At 44.1% G+C, this 21,014-nt stretch carries 15 protein-coding genes and 1 tRNA gene; 5 read left to right on the forward strand and 11 right to left on the reverse strand.

Going from position 1 to position 21,014, the window contains the following annotated elements:
• Positions 1-319: 319 nt before the first annotated feature.
• A complete protein-coding gene (locus tag JFC07_RS06265) occupies positions 320-2,038 on the forward strand; it encodes a proline--tRNA ligase (protein ID WP_198328661.1) in 1,719 nt (572 codons plus the stop codon).
• 101 nt (positions 2,039-2,139) lie between these two features.
• On the opposite strand, the gene queF is transcribed toward JFC07_RS06265, so the two are convergent.
• From queF to JFC07_RS06285, 4 genes are all read right to left on the reverse strand, one after another.
• Entirely contained in the window at positions 2,140-3,027 is an 888-nt protein-coding gene (queF, locus tag JFC07_RS06270) for an NADPH-dependent 7-cyano-7-deazaguanine reductase QueF (RefSeq protein WP_198328662.1), read from the reverse strand.
• Positions 3,028-3,093: 66 nt separating this feature from the next.
• Entirely contained in the window at positions 3,094-3,867 is a 774-nt protein-coding gene (locus JFC07_RS06275) for an ABC transporter permease (RefSeq protein WP_068408525.1), read from the reverse strand.
• A gap of 132 nt (positions 3,868-3,999) precedes the next feature.
• Complete coding sequence (locus tag JFC07_RS06280) at positions 4,000-4,947, reverse strand: ABC transporter ATP-binding protein (RefSeq protein WP_068408527.1); 948 nt, start codon at positions 4,945-4,947, stop codon at positions 4,000-4,002.
• Positions 4,948-5,334: 387 nt separating this feature from the next.
• Entirely contained in the window at positions 5,335-6,015 is a 681-nt protein-coding gene (locus tag JFC07_RS06285; RefSeq protein WP_198328663.1) for a c-type cytochrome, read from the reverse strand.
• Between the two features lie 371 nt (positions 6,016-6,386).
• On the opposite strand from JFC07_RS06285, the gene JFC07_RS06290 reads away from it, so the two are divergent.
• Positions 6,387-6,463 (forward strand) — tRNA-Arg (locus JFC07_RS06290).
• A gap of 162 nt (positions 6,464-6,625) precedes the next feature.
• On the opposite strand, the gene JFC07_RS06295 is transcribed toward JFC07_RS06290, so the two are convergent.
• Positions 6,626-6,991 carry a hypothetical protein gene (locus JFC07_RS06295; protein WP_198328664.1) on the reverse strand — a complete coding sequence of 122 codons (366 nt, stop codon included), beginning with the start codon at positions 6,989-6,991 and terminating at the stop codon, positions 6,626-6,628.
• Positions 6,992-7,026: 35 nt separating this feature from the next.
• On the opposite strand from JFC07_RS06295, the gene JFC07_RS06300 reads away from it, so the two are divergent.
• Positions 7,027-7,827 carry an SIR2 family NAD-dependent protein deacylase gene (locus JFC07_RS06300; protein ID WP_198328665.1) on the forward strand — a complete coding sequence of 267 codons (801 nt, stop codon included), beginning with the start codon at positions 7,027-7,029 and terminating at the stop codon, positions 7,825-7,827.
• Positions 7,828-7,920: 93 nt separating this feature from the next.
• On the opposite strand, the gene JFC07_RS06305 is transcribed toward JFC07_RS06300, so the two are convergent.
• From JFC07_RS06305 to JFC07_RS06320, 4 genes are all read right to left on the reverse strand, one after another.
• Complete coding sequence (locus JFC07_RS06305) at positions 7,921-8,919, reverse strand: adenosine deaminase (protein WP_198328666.1); 999 nt, start codon at positions 8,917-8,919, stop codon at positions 7,921-7,923.
• 127 nt (positions 8,920-9,046) lie between these two features.
• Positions 9,047-9,571, reverse strand: coding sequence for a TPM domain-containing protein (locus JFC07_RS06310; RefSeq protein WP_068408537.1), 525 nt, complete (start codon positions 9,569-9,571; stop codon positions 9,047-9,049).
• 86 nt (positions 9,572-9,657) lie between these two features.
• Positions 9,658-10,836, reverse strand: a complete 1,179-nt coding sequence (locus JFC07_RS06315; RefSeq protein ID WP_198328667.1) for a TPM domain-containing protein — start codon at positions 10,834-10,836, stop codon at positions 9,658-9,660.
• A gap of 209 nt (positions 10,837-11,045) precedes the next feature.
• Complete coding sequence (locus tag JFC07_RS06320) at positions 11,046-11,678, reverse strand: LemA family protein (protein ID WP_144296370.1); 633 nt, start codon at positions 11,676-11,678, stop codon at positions 11,046-11,048.
• Between the two features lie 974 nt (positions 11,679-12,652).
• Here JFC07_RS06320 and JFC07_RS06325 point away from each other — a divergent pair.
• The gene (locus JFC07_RS06325) at positions 12,653-14,203 is read left to right on the forward strand and encodes an alanine/glycine:cation symporter family protein (protein ID WP_193030099.1); all 1,551 of its coding nucleotides are present in this window, start codon (positions 12,653-12,655) and stop codon (positions 14,201-14,203) included.
• Positions 14,204-14,567: 364 nt separating this feature from the next.
• Here the strand turns inward: JFC07_RS06325 and JFC07_RS06330 are convergent, their stop codons facing one another.
• Together JFC07_RS06330 and JFC07_RS06335 are read right to left on the reverse strand one after the other, a co-directional pair.
• On the reverse strand, positions 14,568-15,188 hold the full coding sequence (locus JFC07_RS06330) for a fasciclin domain-containing protein (protein WP_068408547.1): 621 nt from the start codon (positions 15,186-15,188) through the stop codon (positions 14,568-14,570).
• A gap of 397 nt (positions 15,189-15,585) precedes the next feature.
• Entirely contained in the window at positions 15,586-16,140 is a 555-nt protein-coding gene (locus JFC07_RS06335) for a fasciclin domain-containing protein (RefSeq protein WP_068408549.1), read from the reverse strand.
• Between the two features lie 938 nt (positions 16,141-17,078).
• Between JFC07_RS06335 and metH the strand changes: the two genes are divergently transcribed.
• Positions 17,079-20,735, forward strand: a complete 3,657-nt coding sequence (gene metH / locus JFC07_RS06340) for a methionine synthase (protein ID WP_373429180.1) — start codon at positions 17,079-17,081, stop codon at positions 20,733-20,735.
• Positions 20,736-21,014: the final 279 nt, after the last annotated feature.

Here is a 21,014-nt window from a genome sequence, read left to right on the forward strand (position 1 = left end):
TTAGGCGAACTTTACCTAACATAGTCAGATTGTATAAGCAAAATGTTGGCATGCACCCATTTTTCTGGCTTTTTTGCCAAAAATATGACGCTGTCGATATGGATGTATTCATACAAAAATAAAAGTTTCACCCTTTTTGTAAGGCGTTTTATAAACGCACTTTCTAATAACGTGCTGCTTGTTGCAGTACTTTTTAGCTAGGCAGGTCCTAGACTATTACCAAGTGATAAAAGGTAAGCTTGCGTCGGCCACCAAAGCACACGCTAAATATCCTCCTATTTCTTATTTATTTTATCGTTGATAAGGTTCCGCTTTATTTATGAAAGCCAGTCAATTTTTGTTTGCCACGCTAAAAGAAACGCCCAGCGACGCTGATATCGCCTCAAGCCAACTCATGGTAAGAGCAGGTCTTATTCGTAAAATCGCTTCTGGATTGTATATCTGGCTGCCGATGGGTTTACGCGTGTTGCAAAAAGTCGAACGCATCGTTCGCGAAGAGATGCAAAACGTCGGCGCTCAAGAAGTGCTAATGCCAATGACCCAGCCTGCCGAGCTTTGGCAAACGACCGGGCGTTTTAATGACTATGGTCCTGAGCTGCTACGCTTTAAAGACCGTCATGACCGCGATTTTGTCTTGGGGCCGACGCACGAAGAAGTCATCACCAACCTTGCTCAAGGTGAGCTGCGCAGTTATAAGCAGTTGCCGATTACCTTTTTCCAAATCCAAGGTAAGTTCCGTGACGAGATTCGTCCACGTTTTGGCGTGATGCGTGCGCGTGAATTCACCATGAAAGACGCTTACTCGTTCCACGCTGACCAAGCGTCTTTGGCAAAGACTTACCATGAGATGTACGACGCTTATACGCGCATCTTTACCCGTTTGGGTTTAGATTTCCGTGCCGTGCAAGCGGATACCGGTTCTATTGGCGGTTTTGCGTCGCATGAGTTTCATGTGTTGGCAGACAGCGGTGAAGATGATATCGCTTTCTCTGACGTTTCTGATTATGCAGCCAACGTTGAGCTTGCCGAATCGGTCAGCACCGCTGAGCGTCAGCCACCAAAAATGGAGCGCGAAGATGTTTTAACAGAAGACATGACCAGCTGTAAAATGGTTGCTGAGCATCTAGGCGTACCGTTAGAAACCACGGTGAAAACCTTAATCGTCCACGGTCATACAGAGGACGGTGAGGCGCAATTAATCGCGATTGTCTTACGCGGTGACCATCAGCTAAATACCATTAAAGCTGAAAAAATCGAAGAAGCCAATGTACCGCTAACGATGGCTTCTGATGAAGAGCTTAAAGCCGCTGGTTTGCATAAAGGCTATATCGGCGTTGATTTGGATATGCCCGTATTCGTCGATCGCTCGGCAGCGTCTTTGTCAGATTTTGTCTCGGGCGCAAACGCAGTCAATAAACATACCATCGGTATGAACTGGGCGCGTGATGCCAGCATTACCCGCGTCGTTGATGTGCGCAATGTACAAGAAGGCGACCCCTCTCCTGATGGTAAAGGCAGCCTAAAAATCAAGCGCGGCATCGAAGTGGGTCATATCTTCCAGTTGGGTGATAAATACTCGCAAGCGATGAATGCGACTGTCTCTGGTGAAGATGGCAAGCCTGTGACCATGATGATGGGCTGCTACGGTATTGGCGTTAGTCGTATCATCGCGGCTGCTATCGAGCAGAACAACGATGAAAACGGCATCATGTGGCCACAAACGCCAAGCGTTGACGATTCAATTGCGCCGTTTGAAGTCGCTATCATTCCGATGAAGTCAAAAGAAGACACCGTCATGCAGACAGCGACCGCGCTGTATGAAGAGCTAAAAGCTCAAGGTGTTAACGTCTTGCTTGATGACCGTAACGAGCGCCCGGGCGTGAAGTTTGCCGACCTTGAATTGATTGGTATTCCGCATCGTATCGTGGTTTCAGACCGTAACTTGGCTGAAGGCAAATACGAATATGTCAATCGCCGCGAAACAGAAAAGCAAATGCTGAGCCGCGAAGAAGTGATGGCAAAAGTAAGCGGCAAATAGTTTTTAATAAAACTTGCTCAATAAAAAGCGCCTATCTGATTCAGATAGGCGCTTTTTTATCAGTTGAATGCTGCAAAACCAATTTAAATAAAACCATTACCTTACTGGCGAATCAAGCGGCTTGGCTGCGGTAATAGTTTTATGTCACTGACGCGGCAAGGATTGATATCGATACCGCCGCGACGTGTATACCACGCGCGCACCATCAGCTCGCTTGGCTCATAATATTTGCTTAAATCAGCAAATATCTGTTCGACACACTGCTCATGAAAGCCATTATGCTGACGGAAACTTAAAATATAACGTAACATGCTCGCTGCATCGACTACTTTATTACTAGTAATCGAAACCGCTAACGTCCCCCAATCGGGCTGATTGGTCACCGGACAATTACTCCGCAGCAAGTTAGAATAAAAAGTATAAGGCTGAGCAACTTCCGCCGTATTGTTGCTTGCTACATTATTATCATCTGCCTTGCTCTCTAGCAATGACGCGTCAGGATGTTCCGTTAGCGCGACTTTCTCGCTGCTATTGGCAAGTGCCTCATCAATACAGACGCCTTCAGGTTGAGCAGTTAATAAGCCTATTATTCTATAGCTCAATTCATTATCTAAGCCAAATAACTCAACAGTTACCTTTGCCTGAACGCATGACGATAAGTCTTTAGCAATCAGCGCTTGTACTTCATTCCAACTAGCGAACTCGGTAAAGTTAATACTATTTAAATATAGTTTTAATGACTTTGATTCGACGATAAATGGCGAGCTGGCAGGAATAGCAAAGCGCGCAATAGCCACTTGTGAAACACCTTGTGCATTTAACCAAGACAGCTCAAAGGCGTGCCACCAATCGACGCCCACTGCTAGCTTATCATCTTGCCAGCCAATCACATCGCGCCCTAGATTGCGCGCTATTGGATAGAGTGTCTCGGGACTATACTCAGTCGGATAATCAGTGGTTTGTTCGCCCAAAATACCGTGAATACTCATGGCTACTTCCTAATAGTAAAACTGATGATATTTAAAATGTTAGAGATTATAAATACTCACAGCAATTTATAAACGAATACGCGAACCATCACTTAATAGTCGATAAGAGATGATATAAAAAATGACGCAAAAAGCAAAGATAGCCGCCATCGAATACCACACATTGACATCAGAATAGCCAAGGATACCGTAGCGGAAAGAGTTCACCATATAAACGATTGGGTTTAACAGCGAAATATTTTGCCAAAATGGTGATAAATTTTCCATCGAATAAAACACCCCGCCAAGATAGGTCAGCGGCGTCAAGACAAAGCTTGGAATAATAGAAATATCATCAAATGAGCGCGCAAATACGGCGTTGATAAAGCCGCCAAGCGAGAATAAAACCGAGGTGCCAATCACCGTAAATAGGGTGATAAATAAGTGCTCAATACCCAGCTTGGTAAAAAATAACGCCACAATAAAGACGATGACCCCAACCGCCAGTCCGCGGAAAATACCGCCACTGATATAACCGGTCAAAATAGCGTGCTTAGAGATTGGCGATACCAGCAGCTCCTCAATGCTCGAGTGAAACTTAGCACTAAAAAAGCTCGAGACCACGTTTGAGTAACTGTTGGTGATAATCGCCATCATAATCAAACCGGGCACGATAAACTGCATGTATGGCACACCGCCCATCTCGCCCACGCGCGAACCGATCATTTTACCAAAGATGACAAAATACAGGCTCATCGTAATGACTGGCGGCAATAATGTTTGCGGCCAGATGCGTAATATGCGGCGAATCTCTTTAATCAGCAGGGTGCGAAAAGCAATCCAGCGTTGTGCGAAGTTCATGCGTTATCTCTCCTAAGCAGTCTACAGGCTAATATCAAAACGCTATCACGGCCCGCAGTGTTGCCTATATGGTTGCTATATTTATAGTGGTCTATTTATATGGGTAAATCGAGAAATTATGAATAAAACAGCCTACGAGCTTAAAGGTTCATGCAAGCTTTTATCGACCAAGCGCATAAACAACTCTTCTAAACGGTTGGCTTTATTACGCATACTGGCGACCAAAACGCCTTGCTTAGACAACTGCTCAAAGACACCGTTTAGCGACTCCCCTTCTGTCAGGGTCACTTCAAGCGTTAAATCATCAGGCTGTAGCGTGTCAGTAACCCCTGTTAAAGCAATTTGCTTGGTCAATGGCGTCGCCAAATCAAAGACAAAAGTTTCGACCGATAACTGCGCTAATAAATCTTTCATTTCTGTATTAATACGAATCTCACCGTGATCCAAAATAGCGATACGCTTACAAAGCTGCTCTGCTTCTTCCAAATAATGGGTGGTCAAAATAATCGTGGTATTTTCTTCAACGTTAATCTGCTGCATAAATTCCCACATCGAGCGGCGCAGCTCGATATCAACCCCAGCCGTTGGTTCGTCGAGTATCAATAGCTTTGGTTTATGAATCAAGGCGCGCGCAATCATCAATCGGCGCTTCATACCGCCCGATAGCTCGCGCGCTTTATTATCGCGCTTATCCCATAAGCCCAATGCTTTGAGCAGTTTTTCTGCTCGCGGTTTGGATTCTTTTGCTGCAATACCAAAATAGCCGGCTTGAGTAATCAAAATATCTTCAACTTTTTCAAACTGATTAAAGTTAAATTCTTGCGGTACCACGCCCAAAAACTGTTTGGCTTTTGAAGGTTCAGCCAATAAGTCAGTACCAAAGATATGCACACTACCCGCCGTTGGCTTAAACAGGGAGCTAATGATACCAATCATCGTTGATTTGCCCGCACCATTTGGCCCAAGGAGCGCAAAAAATCCACCTTGTGGCACTGTCAAGCTGACATCTTTTAATGCCGAAAACCCGTTGCCATAGGTTTTAGATAGGTTCTGAATAGATAGCGCTGGCACCTCAGACATGAATACCTCTTTAATAATGATGTATCTATAAAGGAATATAGAAGACGATTCGGGAAAAGTTAGTTTCTCTCATATTTGCTCTCGTCTCTTACGACGAGTCTAGTGTCTAGATGTGAGGCTCGCGGTCGCAGATTTCAACGTTAGGATGATATAACCACGATATTAATAATATCAATCGACGACCACAAAAAAACGCCTACCTCATTAAATGAAATAGGCGCTTTATAAGCTTCTAGATATGACTGCTGTTATTCCCAATACTGTAGCGTTTTTAGAATATTTTGACTATATTAAGCAGAATAATTATAAAAAAGCAAAGTAAGAGACGATAACTGCTTTACCGTCTCCTACTTTTTTCTATTGCTTTTTTACATATAGCACAGGCAATTAGCTTGCTTCATCAACCATATAATCCACTGCGCTTTGTACTTCTTCATCAGGGATGTCAGCACCACCTTTGGCAGGCATAGCGTTAAAGCCGTTGATAGCATGGGTATACAAGGTATCTTTACCTTTGGCGATACGAGGACCCCAAGCGCCAGCATCACCTAGCATAGGCGAGCCAAGTAAGCCTGAGGCGTGACACGTTTGGCAGACAGCGTTATAAACGGCTTTACCATCACGAGGACCATCACCTGCTGCTGGCCCTGCAGAACGTGCAGTGACGTCGCATACTTCGTCGTCCTCAAAGCAGACTTTAGCCACCGGCTGAATACGAGCAATCAAGTTAGGATACAAAGCGATGAGCTTTTGTACTTGTGGCGTATCTTGCGGAATAGGCTCTTCTTCAGCGGCAGGTGCGGCAGCGGCTGTTGCTTCTTCAGCAGGTGCATCTGCATCGGTCGCGTCTGCTTGTGCAGCTTCATCGGTAGCTGCAGCGCCATCGGTAGTATCAGCAGCAGCTTTGGTATCGTCACCCAATTTTTCAGGCAAGTTATCGACAACCTCTTGCCCTTCTGCGACATCAGATACGGTTACAGGCGTGTCTACAACACTTTCGGCTTGGCTCACAGCGATACTAGCGATTCCTAGAATGGCAGCTGCCGATAACATAACTACTTTTCTCATTCGTCACGTTCTCTTATTGCGTATACAAGGGCCGACACGACTTGGACATTCTGTTTGTCCTCCTTTGATAACCAAGCAGTTATCAATAGCAAACAGCCATCCCGCATACGGGCGCGCTTGTAATCGGTGATTATAAATATGAATTCTCCCTGACATTATAAGGGAAAAGACAGGTGGATTGCCATGCCTGTTTGCCGACTATGGTGTTTTTTCTTAAAAAACGCCAATAGCGGCCTTCATTCATTGGCTTTATGACTTTTATTTGTTAGACTAAGCGGTCTTAATTTTTAGACGCCTTTTCGTTCTAACGACAGCCAATTGCACTTATTTATACACGTCATCGGTTTATTGGATTTTAGTCGATCAATTATGCGCTCGTAGCTCAGTTGGATAGAGTATCGGTTTCCGAAGCCGAGGGTCGTGGGTTCGATTCCCGCCGAGCGCACCAATCATCATAATCAGTCGTGTTTTACCCTTTTCTAGTCTTACCTATTACCTCATAACACTTTAACGGCAACGCTTTGCGCTGTTAACTTCGGCCTATCATTGTGCGCTAACAACGTTAAAATGTTGTATATAAAGTTGTTAAATCTATTTAATTTATAAAAACCTACTCTGCATCTTGCAAATTCGCCATTAGCTGAGCACGGCTGGGGATACGGTGATAATTAATCACGGGTACGTCTCCCAAACGGCGCTGACCCGCGGCAAGCTTTTTATCAATGGTAATCATAGCCACTTTTTTATCTTGCTTGCTAATCAGTAAATGATTGGCTTTACGGTTGACACGGTAGTCAGGAAAATACCGCTTAACCAATTCTGCAGTTTTTTGTAGCGCATCATTGAGTGGTGTTTTTGCGCGCCCTAACTTTAGGTTGTGCTTATCGGCGGCTTTAGGCGCGCGCGATTTTGCCAATACCCATAGTCCGATGACAACCGCGAGCAATATGACAAGCCACCAAATACCATCTATCATAGAAGTCTATATCCAATCTTAAAAAGGGATGGCTCATGTTAACAGAATTATCACCTGCGTTAATAGCCGAAGTCGAGCGCGCTGCCAAATTGCTGTGCTCAAAACAGTGCATCTGTATTTTAACGGGCGCTGGGATTTCAGCAGAAAGTGGCATTCCAACGTTTCGAGATAAGCAAACAGGCCTTTGGGAAAACTATGTGGCTGAGGACTTGGCAACGCCTGAGGCTTTTGCTCGCGACCCAAAACTGGTGTGGTCATGGTATCAGTGGCGCAGGCAATTGGTCGCTGAGAAAAAACCAAACCCTGCCCATGAAGCTTTAGCGCAGTGGCAATATCATAGCCAATCTACCGATCAGCAATTGACGCTTATTACCCAAAATGTCGACGATTTGCATGAACAGGCAGGTAGTAGTGTCACCCATTTACATGGCAATCTTTGGCAAAATCGCTGCAGTCAATGCGATGCGCCCTACCAAGAGCAATCTAGAGGCTCATATAATAGTGCTGATACCGTAGATTATAGTGACGCTCTGATTACTTGCTCGCACTGTGAAGGCTATATACGTCCCGATATCGTCTGGTTTGGCGAGGCGTTGCCTGTACAAGCATGGCAGACAGCGGAGGACGCGGCGGCCAATTGTGAAGTGTTTATGAGTATTGGCACCTCAAGTCTCGTTTATCCTGCGGCAGGTCTCGCACAATTGGCAAAAGATAACGGCGCTAAAATCATCGAGATAAACCCACATCCAACGCCAAATACCATCGTTGATATTACTCTAGCAGAAAAGGCTGGGATTATTATGCCGTTATTAATCCAAAAAATTACGGCTATGTAATCAATTACGTTGAAAAGTGCCTAGCGAAAAAGAAAAGACTTAATGATTTATACAACCATTAAGTCTTAACTATTGAAAATAACTTTACTCACTCTATTGCAGAGCAAAATCCACTTGCGCTAGGTATTTCTCTTTTAATTCATTATTTATAAATGAAGATCTAAAAGAGTTTTTTACCAAAGTAACGATATCATTTTCTGTCAGCGGTAGATGGTTACATATATTGATAAAGTTTTGATTCATATAGCCTTTAAAATAAGCAGGGTCATCAGAGTTGACGCTGACATTCAATCCATAATCGAGCAACTCTTTAATATTGTGCTGTTTGTAATCCTCAAATACCTTGAGCTCAATATTAGAATTAGGGCAAACTGTCAGCGGCATTTGCTCATCTTTTAGGCGTTGCATCAACGCTGCACTTTTTATCGATTGTACGCCGTGATCAATGCGATTGATTTGCAATAAATCTAACGCTTCATAAATATAAGAAAAATCTGCTTCTTCGCCAGCATGAGCGACCAGCTTAAAGCCTGCTTCTTTGGCCTTTTTAAACACTTCTTTAAACTTGGCGGGAGGGTTGCCCAATTCTGAAGAATCCAGACCGACGCCGATAATATCATCTTTAAACGCCATTGCTTGCTCTAAAGTCTCAAACGCCTCTTCTTGCGATAAGTGGCGTAAAAAGCACATGATAATACAAGAGGTGATGCCGTATTTTTCTTTGGCATCGGCAAGCGCTTCTTTAATACCAGTAATGACTGTCGCAAACTCAACCCCTCTTGCAGTATGAGTTTGCGGATCAAAAAATATTTCCGTATGGACGACATTATCTTCGACACACTTTAGAATATATTCCCACGTTAAATCATAAAAATCGTCTTTGGTAATCAGAACGTTGGCGCCCGCATAATAGATATCTAAGAAAGTTTGTAGATTGGTAAAATTATAGGCACGGCGGACGTCTTCGATATCGTTATAAGGGATAGCGATATTATTCTTTTTCGCCAGTCTAAACATCAGCTCCGGTTCTAATGAGCCTTCGATATGTAAATGCAGCTCTGCTTTCGGCAATTTTTTTATCAGCTCAATCATGGTATTGGCATGGTCCTGTATCTAAACTTACTTGTTATTTCTTTAAGCGTTATTTTAAAAATGCTGTTAGTTTGAAAACTATTATTAAAGAAACTGCTATTTTGAAAACTATTATTTTAAAAAATTGCTATTTTAAAAACACCACAGTATCGGACAGCTCATTACCGGCAGGGTCATGTTCAAGATGATAATACTGACGCAATAACTGACCTACCTCATCCAATAACTCCATCAGACTTTCTTCAGTTTTTTGATTGGCGATACCTGAGACCGCTTTTTCGCACATGGCGCTCCAAACGGTTGGACTGACATGTGTGCTGATACCGCGGTCAGCGACGATTTCTAGCTTGTGCTCGCAAATATTGACATAAATCAAAACGCCGGTATTTTCTTCGGTATCCCACACGCGATATTCGCTAAATAAATCAATTGCTCGATCGCGGCAGTCAAGATGATAAGCATCTTGGATAGGTAAGTGATTTTCGATAATTAAAAACACCTCGCCGCGATGTCCGCGCTCAGCCAGCGTCACCTGCTCTGTCAGCCGAGCTTTGGCCGCGGGCGTGAGCCACTTGCTATGCAACATAGGGACAAACAGTACTTGACGCCACCAACGCGCAAAACTTGCCTGCGACGAATTGCTTTTTACCATTATATTATATCCTCAAGTACGCCATTGCTGGCAATTTTCTAATGTCTGAGCCTAATTTACCCTTCTTACTCTTATAGAAATCGCCTCTACCAAGAGCCGCCTGCCCCGCCGCCGCCAAAGCCGCCGCCACCGCCGCCGAAGCCGCCACCACCAAAACCTCCGCCGCCGAAACCTCCACTACCACCGCCCATACCGGGCAGGAATACTATACCGCCGCCACCGCCGCGTCCTCCACGACCGCCGCCTGAGCCACGCGAAATTAAAAACAGCCATATAAATATCGCCATAATTAACGTCATAAAGAAACCGCCGCCCAAGGCCAGCGAGCCTACAAAGAAACCGCCAGCGGTCAGGATAGAACCAAAGATGCGCCCAAAGATACTGGTAATAAAGCTACCAAATATCATTGCCATGACAAATAAAAACACTGGCGATGGGTTATCACCAATGTCATTTTGATTTTGACTGCGTTCGGCCGCTTGCGCATCGGCACGCGCCAATACTTCAGGATCAGCGGTCAGGCGCGTTTGCAGCGCGCCAATGCCCGCTAATATCCCAGCGCCATAGTCATTTTGCTTAAATAGCGGTGTGATGTCTTCGCGAATAATACGGTTGACCGCCGAATCTGGCAACACCCCTTCTAGTCCGTAACCCGTTAAAATATAGATATTGCGGTCATTAACGGCAACAACCATTAGCAGGCCATCGTCAATATCTTTATTACCCAGCTGCCATTTTTCCGCAACCTGTAGCGCATAATCAAAGATTGGCATGCCATTGGTGGTCGGTACAATGACCACCGCAGCTTGCGCCAAACCTTGCTGATAAATGCCTCTTAGCTGCGCCTCTAAACGCTGCTTTTCTTGCGGGTTTAAGATATTGGCTTGGTCGATAACTGGCGAGTTTAAGATGAGCTTATCGGCATCGACACCCTGAGCGCTTGATTGTACAGGCGGACGATTAGAAGTTGTTGAGGTGGTCGTATTACTATCGGAATTAGCAGCATTAGGATTGATAGCATCATTGCCAAGAACAGCTTCGTTAATTGCTTCGTTACCTAAGACGGCATCGTTGATGGCTTCATTAGTTTCGGCAGCTTTTGCAATCGCTACCAATTCCTCGACACTACGGTTTTGCATATCTGAGGTGCTATCGCTAGCAACCGCCGTATTATTATTAGCATCGGGTGCTGCATGCAGCAGCGAGCCACTCCCAATACTTAGAGTAAATAATAATGCGGATAATAGTGCTGTTGAATGCTTCATCTAATCTATACCACCTCAAATGACATCTGTACTAATAAATGACGACAAAACCAACTGCTATAAACGACAACAAAAAAAACGACTGACGATTAAGGCGTTCTATCATTTTTGAGCAAATAAACGGACTGTTAAATAAACGCACTGTCATATAAACAGTAGCATTTATACGCCATCATGGTAGATAGAACGCCTAAACTGAAAACTTTGCTTTACTGCGCCGTCTGCGCATTATCGTCGCCGAAGTTGACACTTGGTGCAGTCGATATTTCTTTTTCATTGGCAACGCTAAAGTTTGGTTTGGCGTCCATACCAAATACTTTGGCTGTAATATTGGTTGGGAACTGACGCACGGTAGTGTTATAGCCCTGAACTTCTTGAATATAACGATTACGCGCCACCGTAATACGGTTTTCTGTACCTTCCAGCTGCGCCTGCAAATCTTGGAACAAAGCATCAGATTTTAGCTCAGGATAGCGCTCAGAAACCGCCATCAAACGCGATAGCGCGCCGGTCATCTGGTCTTGGGCAGCCGCATAGCGCTCCATCGCTTCAGGGTCATTAAGCAGCTCTGGCGTGACCGTAATACCACCCGCTTGTGAGCGCGCTGCCGCGACTTGAGTAAATACTTCTTGCTCTTGCTTGGCGTATTGCTGCACGACTTTGACCAGGTTTGGCACCAAGTCCGAACGACGCTGATATTGGTTGACCACTTCTGACCAAGCCGCGGTGACCTGCTCATCTTGCGCCTGCAAATTGTTATAGCCACAACCGCTCAAACCGACAGTAGAGGTCGCTAATACTGCTGATAGCAACATAGGTTTTAAAAAAGATTTACGCGTCATCGTTGACTCTCCTAATGATAAATAACAAACAAAACGTTTTTTAATCGCTTTTTTTAATGTTAACCACTTAATATGCACTTATAGTTTATTGCCTACTGGATTTTATAACCGACAGTTTCGCAGCTAACTGTTTCATGGCGTGAATATCGCAGCAGCAATATATTGTGCTAATAATGGCGCTATACCGTCACTTTTACAATTCATCGTTACCAAAACACAACCGCAAAGCAGCGTTTATCGTAGGGCTGTGGCGCATTTTAGGCATTTAGCACTACTGTTAACGCGACTGTCTTTTAAGCCCTCATTAACGGTTAATTAAAAAGTATTGGCCAATACAAGATAAACAGAAGATTTTTTGACCTTGTATAGGCAATCAAGCGAAGAAAACCATTTATAAATGAACGCCCTTATAAAGAAAATTCTAGTAATTGCCTAAAAAATATGGCAAATTGCAGTTACGTAGCCGTACGGTTTGAATACATTTGGTAGTGGACTTATAAGAATTTAGGTACTAGCAGCTCGTCAATGTCGCATCAAAAAGGATTGATAAACGACTAAAGACTGCTCTATTACCCTACTCTACCATGTAAGTGTAGCCAGCTGATATGACTCATAAAAAGTTAAGTGCCATCTTCTCGCTTACTGAGATGATGGTTATTTATATTATAACCGCCTGTTTTATCCACTGGTTTATTTTAAGCGCTTTACATAAAAGTAGCCTTAATAAACTATCAACGCTGATAAGCGGTTGCATACGCTCATTATTGTTCATAAACCAGACGGATAACAGCAGACAACTACAGTCCATCCTTGGTGGCTAAGCGCGTATGAAACTTAATCTGTAAGGAGAATTTCCACCGCAGTTAAGTGCATGCAGATTATTTGAGTGGTTGGTTTTAATAAGGATATTAAAGCTGGTCTACTCTTAGCATCATCATATATAACCACTTTGAGACAGTACTAGGAATATACATATGGAAGGTTTAGTCGATTTAGTAAACGGAATTATCTGGAGCCCAGCATTGGTTTATCTCTGCTTGGGCGCAGGTTTATTTTATTCCATCATGACGCGCTTCGTACAAGTACGTTTATTCGGGGAAATGATTACCTTACTTTTTACCGGTAAATCAAGTGCACAGGGTATTTCATCATTTCAGGCACTCGCCGTATCTCTAGCAGGGCGTGTGGGTATGGGTAACATCGCTGGGGTCGCCGCCGCTATTGGTTTCGGTGGTCCTGGTGCAGTATTTTGGATGTGGGTTGTGGCTTTCTTAGGCGCATCTACCGCTTATGTCGAAGCAACCCTTGCACAGATTTATAAAGAAAAAGACGTCATCACTGGCGAATACCGCGGCGGTCCAGCTTACTATTTTGAGCGCGCCCTTGGTCAACGCTGGTATGGCATTCTTTTTGCCGTCGCGTCTATCTTAGCTTGCGGTATGTTCTTACCGGGCGTGCAGGCGAACGGCGTTATCAGCGCGTTTGCCCAAGTCATGGGTGAAGGCACGCCGATGAATATCATGGGCTTAGAAGTTGGCTCTATGCGCTTGGTCGGTCTTGCTATCATTTTGGTCATCTTAGGTACTATTATCTTTGGTGGTATCAAACGTATCGCAACCTTTACCGAGTATGCTGTTCCTTTTATGGCTCTTGGTTATATTGGCCTTGCACTCGTCATTATGTTTACCAATTACCAGATGATTCCAGAAGTCTTTGGTTTGATTATCAGTGATGCGTTTACCGCACAAGCAGGCTTTGGTGCTGCTATCGGTTGGGGTGTCAAACGTGGTATTTACTCTAACGAAGCGGGTCAAGGTACAGGTCCTCACGCTGCGGCGGCCGCGGAAGTTGAGCATCCATCACAGCAAGGTTTGGTACAAGCATTCTCAGTGTATGTTGATACCCTACTAGTCTGTTCTGCGACTGCGTTTATGATCATCACCATGGGTACTTATAATATCCAAGGTACACTACCTGACGGTCAATTCATCGTACAAAACGTCGCGGCTGGTGTTGAGATCAACTCGCCTGCCTTTACGCAGATGGCAATGGAAACCATGTACGGTCAATTTGGTAATATCTTTATTGCCGTTGCGGTCTTCTTCTTTGCCTTTACCACCATCTTGGCGTACTACTATATCGCTGAAGTAAACGTGGCTTACTTGACGCGCTTTATCAGTCGCGGTGCTAATAGAACTGGTCTATTCTTAGTTAAAATCTTAATCATGGTAATGGTTGCCTACGGTGGTCTTAACTCTGCAGGCTACATTTGGGATATCGGTGATATCGGCGTAGGCCTAATGGCGTGGTTAAATATCGTTGGTATTTTGGTTATCTTTATTGTCGCGCGTCCAACGCTTACTATGCTTAGGGATTATGAAGCACAGCGTAAAGCAGGCGTGAAGCACTATACCTTTGATCCAGCAAAATTCGGTATCAAAAATGCGCCGTATTGGGAAGAGCGTCATCTAAAGCAGCAACAAAGAATGGCAGCTCAAGACCCATTACATAAAGAACATCTATAGTTTACTGAGCTATAATGTTATCTAAGCAGTATTGATGACACTACAAGCATCGATAAAACAAAAAGCCTGAGGCAATGGTTTCAGGCTTTTTTATTGGGCGATTTATTTCAAAATCGTTACAGAGTGAGTGAAAAGCAATATCGATACAACACGCACTGCTGATATCAATTTTTCTTGCTTGCTGTGCCTGCGCAGACAGAGGCTACAAAAAATTGATATCAGCAATACCGTAGCGTTTTTAGAATATCTTGACTATACAGGGTGACTGGGATAAATTTTTCATCAGTCAGCAAACATAAAAAAGCCTAGCTTTATAGCTAGGCTTTTGGCATTTTAAAGTAAGATTGGTGTGAATCGCTGAGCCTTATTTAGGCAATAAAACTGTATCAATTACATGAACTACGCCGTTGGTTGCCATCATATCGGTACCAACGATGTTTGCAGTGTTGCCACTGGCATCAGTAATCACGTTAGCATCACTAATAGAGATGGTTTGACCGTTTGCCGTGTCGATAGCGGTACCATAAGGAATATCAGCAGCTTTGACCACCATCGGCACGACATGATACGTCAATACGCTAGTCAACATCTCTTTATCACCGAGCAATTCCTCTTTAGTGACGTTTAGTTTGGTCAACAAAGCAGCAAAGGCATCATCGGTTGGGGCGAATACCGTGTATTGACCTTCTGCCATCATCATGTCATCAAGATCAGCCGCTTGCAGCGCTTCGGTTAGGATGGTTAGATTCTCATTACCAGCAGCCATCTCACCGATACTTTGCGTCGCTGCTGCATCTACAGGCATCGCATCAGTAGACTCAGCCACTGCTTCAGCTGGCATATCTGTGGTGGTTTCTGGTTCAACGGCTACGTCAGTAGTTGCGGCTGGCTCAACTGGCTCAGTAACGGCTTCTTTATCGTTACAGGCCGCCAATGACATAGCAGCGGTAACGACAGCGATAGATAATAAATTCTTTTTTAACATAGATCATTCCTTTGAAATAACGGGTTTATGGATGGTGTTTTTTGATTTTAGAACGGTTTTAGTTTTGGAACTTTTAAATTTAGATACTGATATAAATACTGATAAATAAAAGCTTCTGAATGAAAATGCCGGTAAATGAGCAAGAAGTTAAGTAATATCACTCGGTGTCTACTATCTTAGCTGATTATTTTTTACTTACTGCTGACTTAGGTAGCAACACTGTATCGATCGCGTATAGCGCCCCATTGCTAGGCTAAAGAGCAATCTTAAGTTTATAACCTAGCAATGGTGATATAGCATTTGAATCTGCCTACTACCTAAGTAGATAATTTGTCGCTCTTTTACTGCTTATTTAAGCAATAAGTTGTTTAAGCGACAGGATTATTTAGGCAGTGGGTTATTTAGGCAGCAACACTCTATCTATCACATGTATCACGCCATTACTCGCCGCGATATCTGTTTTTAAAATCTTGATGGTACGACCATTTTCATCCATCAGTCGGCCTTGTGGCGTAATCACCAGCGTATCATTACTGAGCATGGTGTAATTACCCGGTCTGACGTGTTTTTGATAAACAGGCGTATTGCCTTTGAGCACATGATAGGTCAAGATTTTGGTCAACAATGGCTTATTAGCAAACAGCTCAGCTTTGGTCATGCCGGTTTCTTGTAACGCTTGCACAAAAGCGGTATTGGTCGGAGCCAGTATCGTGTAGCTTGCACTGGTATCGGTCAGCGCGCCTGCTAAACCTGCCGCTTGCAAGGCTTCTACTAACAGTGAGAAATCAGCGTTGCTTTGAGCAATCTGTACCACGTTCATATTGGCAGTTGGTTGGCTGTGCATGGGCGCTGTTGTGACAGGAGTTTTGGTTGGCATCATATTATTACAAGCGCTAAGGCCGGCAATTGAAAGGGCTAAGGTACCAAGAGTGGCGATTTTGATCAGTTTCATAACATTGTCCTTAATGATTGAATGACTACATGGTTTAATAAATGAATAGTTCACTGATTACAATTTATGGATTTTTATTACGGTCTTACGGGCAGATTGTCTTTTCTTAAAATCCTTGCCTATTCCGTTTTTAATTCTTAATTGCTAACCACTCTCAAATAAAAACCATTAACAGTTACTAATAAGCATTGCTTATGAAACGTCAATCCTTCTGAAATTAAATTAACATATCACAAAGCATTATAAACTTGCGTTTAGGCTAATTTTTGTAGCTTGCATGTAAACCAAATCAGTTTAATAAAACCTGGTATAAATAGCTGCTTTATAAATACAAATCAAAGCTTTAGGTAATCCTCTACTGAAATGATATTCATTTGTTCCAAGCGGCGTTATGCAATAGAATTTGTTATAACTGTATTTTTAATTTGGTAGTTTTAATAATGTGCTAACTTTTAATACCATGCTCATTTGGTGCAACGATAATTGGTTATAGTAATCAATTTTTGTTATTTTTAAATACGATGGCGTCAGTGATAGTGCCGAAATGGAATAAGCGGAATAAGCACAATCCCGCGAGTAATAGCCGTTTCGTGCTAGAATAATCTAGATTTGCTTATCGATTTTGAAGCCACCTTTTTATCAATACTATTGTTTTATATAGCCTATTTTATAAGTAGCTAACTTAGTAAGCTCGCCCTAAAAACTTTGAAAGACTTTATCTTCTTCCTTTTCTTATCTTGACTCTAATAAGCAGCGCTCCTATGACTCAAACCACCACCCCACCGACCTGTTCTCATAATCATACTGGTGTCGCCAATACCAATACAGCCAATGCCACCAATGTATTAAGCACGGCTAGTGACTTTATTTTGACGCCGCCTGCTGTATTTCCTTATAAAGCGCAGCAGTTAACCGCGCGCGCACGCCTCACCGAGCAGATGGCGGCGCGAATTATAATGCTAGATGGCGCGATGGGTACCCATATTCAGACCTTTAAGTTAGAGGAAGCCGATTATCGCGGCGAGCGTTTTGCCGATATTGAGCAAGATGTACGCGGTAATAACGATTTGTTGGTGCTCACGCAGCCGCAGATGATTAAAGAGATTCATAGCGCGCACCTAAAAGCAGGTGCCGATATCATTGAAACCAATAGCTTTAACGGTACGCGCCTATCGATGGCCGACTACGACATGCAGCACCTCGTGCCTGAGCTCAATAAAACCGCTGCGAAAATTGCCCGCGAAGCTGCTGATGAATACACCGCTAAGACCCCAGAAAAGCCGCGCTTTGTGGCAGGCGTTATTGGGCCGACGTCGCGCACCTGTTCGTTATCTCCTGACGTCAATGACCCCGCCTTTCGTAATATCACCTTTGATGAGTTGGTGCTTAATTACCGTGAGGCGACGCTGGCCTTGATAGAAGGCGGCGTCGATATTCTATTAATCGAGACCATTTTTGATACGCTAAATGCTAAGGCAGCAATCTTTGCGGTCACGGGCGTGTTTGATGATATTGGTTTTGAATTACCGATTATGATTTCGGGAACGATTACCGATGCCTCAGGTCGGACGCTTTCAGGTCAAACGGCTGAGGCGTTTTATAACTCGATTCGCCATGCTAAGCCCTTATCGGTTGGCTTTAACTGTGCGCTTGGTGCTGATGCGCTGCGTCCGCATATTCAAACGCTGTCAAATATCGCCGATACTTATGTGTCAGCGCATCCAAACGCAGGTTTGCCCAATGAGTTTGGTGAGTACGATGAAACACCAGAGCAAACGGCGGCCCTGCTCGAAGGCTTTGCCAAAGCTGGCATTTTAAATATCGTCGGCGGCTGCTGCGGTACCACGCCTGAGCATATTCGCCTAATTGCGGAGATGGTCGCCAATTACTCACCGCGCGTGATTCCTGAAATACCGCCTGCCTGCCGCTTATCAGGACTTGAGCCATTTACCATTACCCCTGAAAGCTTATTCGTTAACGTCGGTGAGCGTACCAACGTGACGGGTTCGAAAAAATTCCTACGCTTGATTAAAACCGAAGCTTATACCGAAGCACTCGATGTCGCGCGTGACCAAGTCGAGGGCGGCGCACAAATCGTCGATATCAATATGGACGAGGGCATGCTCGACTCCAAGCAAGCGATGATTCACTTCGTCAATTTGGTCTCTGGTGAGCCGGATATCAGCCGCGTGCCCTTGATGATTGACTCATCAAAATGGGACATTATCGAAGAAGGACTTAAACGCATTCAAGGTAAATCCGTCGTCAACTCTATCTCATTAAAAGAAGGTCATGCTGAGTTCGTCGAGCGCGCCAAGCTTTGTATGCGCTATGGCGCAGCGGTCATCGTCATGGCGTTTGATGAGGACGGTCAGGCCGATACCTATGAGCGCAAAATCGAGATTTGTCAGCGCAGTTATGATGTCTTGGTCAATGAAGTCGGCTTCCCTAGCGAGGATATCATTTTTGACCCGAATATCTTTGCGGTTGCGACCGGTATTACCGAGCATAATAATTACGGCGCTGACTTTATCAATGCCACCAAATGGATAACCGATAATTTACCAAACGCCATGGTATCGGGCGGCGTCTCCAACGTGTCTTTTAGTTTCCGTGGCAACCCGATCCGTGAAGCCATCAATTCAGTCTTTCTATACCATGCGATTCAAAACGGCTTAACCATGGGTATCGTTAACCCAGCTATGCTGGAGGTTTATGATGACATTCCGAAGGAAGCTCGCGACGCCATCGAAGATGTGATGCTCAACCGCAATCAAGGCGAAAGCGGTCAAGAGGCGACCGAACGTTTGATGACCATCGCTGAAAGTTATCAAGACGGCGGTAAGAAAAAAGACAGCACCATCGATATGTCATGGCGCGAAGGCACGGTCGAAGAGCGCATTGCCCATGCATTGGTAAAAGGTATCACCACCTTTATAGATGCCGATACCAAAGAGGCGTGGGAGAAATATCCTAAGCCACTAGAAGTCATCGAAGGGCCATTAATGGACGGCATGAATATCGTCGGCGACTTATTTGGCGCGGGTAAAATGTTCTTACCACAAGTGGTAAAATCTGCCCGCGTCATGAAACAATCAGTCGCTTGGCTCAACCCTTATATCGAAGCGGAAAAAGTTGAGGGCGAAAAGAAAGGTAAAATCCTTATGGCGACGGTCAAAGGTGACGTCCATGATATCGGCAAAAACATCGTCGGCGTGGTCCTTGGCTGTAACGGCTATGAAATCCTCGATCTTGGCGTGATGGTACCGTGTGAAAAAATCCTCGATACCGCGCTTGCAGAAGAAGTTGATATCATCGGTTTATCAGGTCTGATCACCCCAAGTCTCGATGAGATGGTCTATGTCGCCAAGCAAATGCAAGAACGCGGCATGACCCTACCCTTGATGATTGGAGGGGCAACAACCTCTAAAGCGCATACGGCAGTAAAAGTCGAACCTCAATACCAAAACGATGCGGTTATTTATGTATCAGACGCTTCACGCTCAGTTGGCGTCGTCACTAAGCTACTATCCAAAGAGCACCGTCAAGGCCTCATCAATGAGACGCGTGAAGAGTACATCAAAGTACGTGAACGTCTCGCTAAACGCCAACCAAAAGCGGCGAAAATCTCTTATGTTGAGTCGATTGAGCTTGGTTTTCAGTACGATTGGGACAACTATGTACCGCCAGTGCCAAATAAGCTAGGTCAAGTCATTCTTGATGATTACCCGATTACCAATATATTGCCTTATATCGACTGGACGCCGTTCTTTATCTCTTGGGGCTTGGCGGGTAAATACCCAAAAATCTTGCAAGATGATGTGGTTGGTGAAGCCGCGCGTGATTTGTTTGATAATGCCAATGACTTGATGCAAAAGATGATTGATGAAAAGTTAATCGTCGCTAAAGGCGTGTTTAAACTCATGCCAGCTAAGCGCACTGGCGCGGATACCGTTACTGTCTATGATAAAGCACCAACTGATGGCGGCACAGCAGAATATCAATTTGAGCATTTGCGTCAACAGTCAGATAAAGCCAGCGGCAAGCCAAACTTTAGCTTGGCAGACTTTATCTCGCCATCAGTTGCGCATACCGATTATCTTGGCGGTTTTACCGTCTCTATCGTTGGCACAGAGGCGCTTGCTGAGCAGTACAAAGCAGCTGGCGACGACTATAATGCCATCATGACCCAAGCCTTATCTGACCGCTTAGCGGAAGCCTTTGCCGAACATTTACATGAGCTCATACGTAAAGAGTACTGGGGTTATCAGGCTGACGAGAATCTAACCAATGACGAGATGATCAAAGAAAAATACGTCGGTATCCGTCCTGCGCCTGGCTACCCTGCTTGCCCTGAGCATACCGAAAAAGGCAAGTTATTTGAGTGGATTGGTACGGGCGATGCTATCGGTACTAAGCTCACCGAAAGCTATGCGATGTGGCCTGCGTCATCGGTCAGTGGTTTCTACTACTCGCATCCTAATAGCGAGTACTTTAACGTCGGTAAAATCAGTACCGATCAGTTAGAAAGCTATGCTGAGCGTAAAGGCTGGGATATGAAAACGGCTGAGAAATGGTTAAATCCGAATTTGTAAAAAAACTCATTTAAATATAACGTTTAATCATACCGTCATACCTCCTATCTCATTTAATAAAGATGCTATAGGAGATGTGGCGGTATTTTTTTATGTCCACTTTCTATCTGCTGACATTCAATACTAACGTTACTTACCGACCTTTTTAAGCTATTAAAACGCATAAATACTTTTTTTGGTTGGATTCACTAAAAATATTTGTTATATTCATAAAAAAACATTTATATATAATAAAAATTAAATACTTTAAAAAAGAAGGGACAAGGACGTCGTTTGTAT

It is taken from the genome of Psychrobacter faecalis (genome assembly GCF_016107575.1).
Lineage (GTDB): Bacteria > Pseudomonadota > Gammaproteobacteria > Pseudomonadales > Moraxellaceae > Psychrobacter > Psychrobacter faecalis.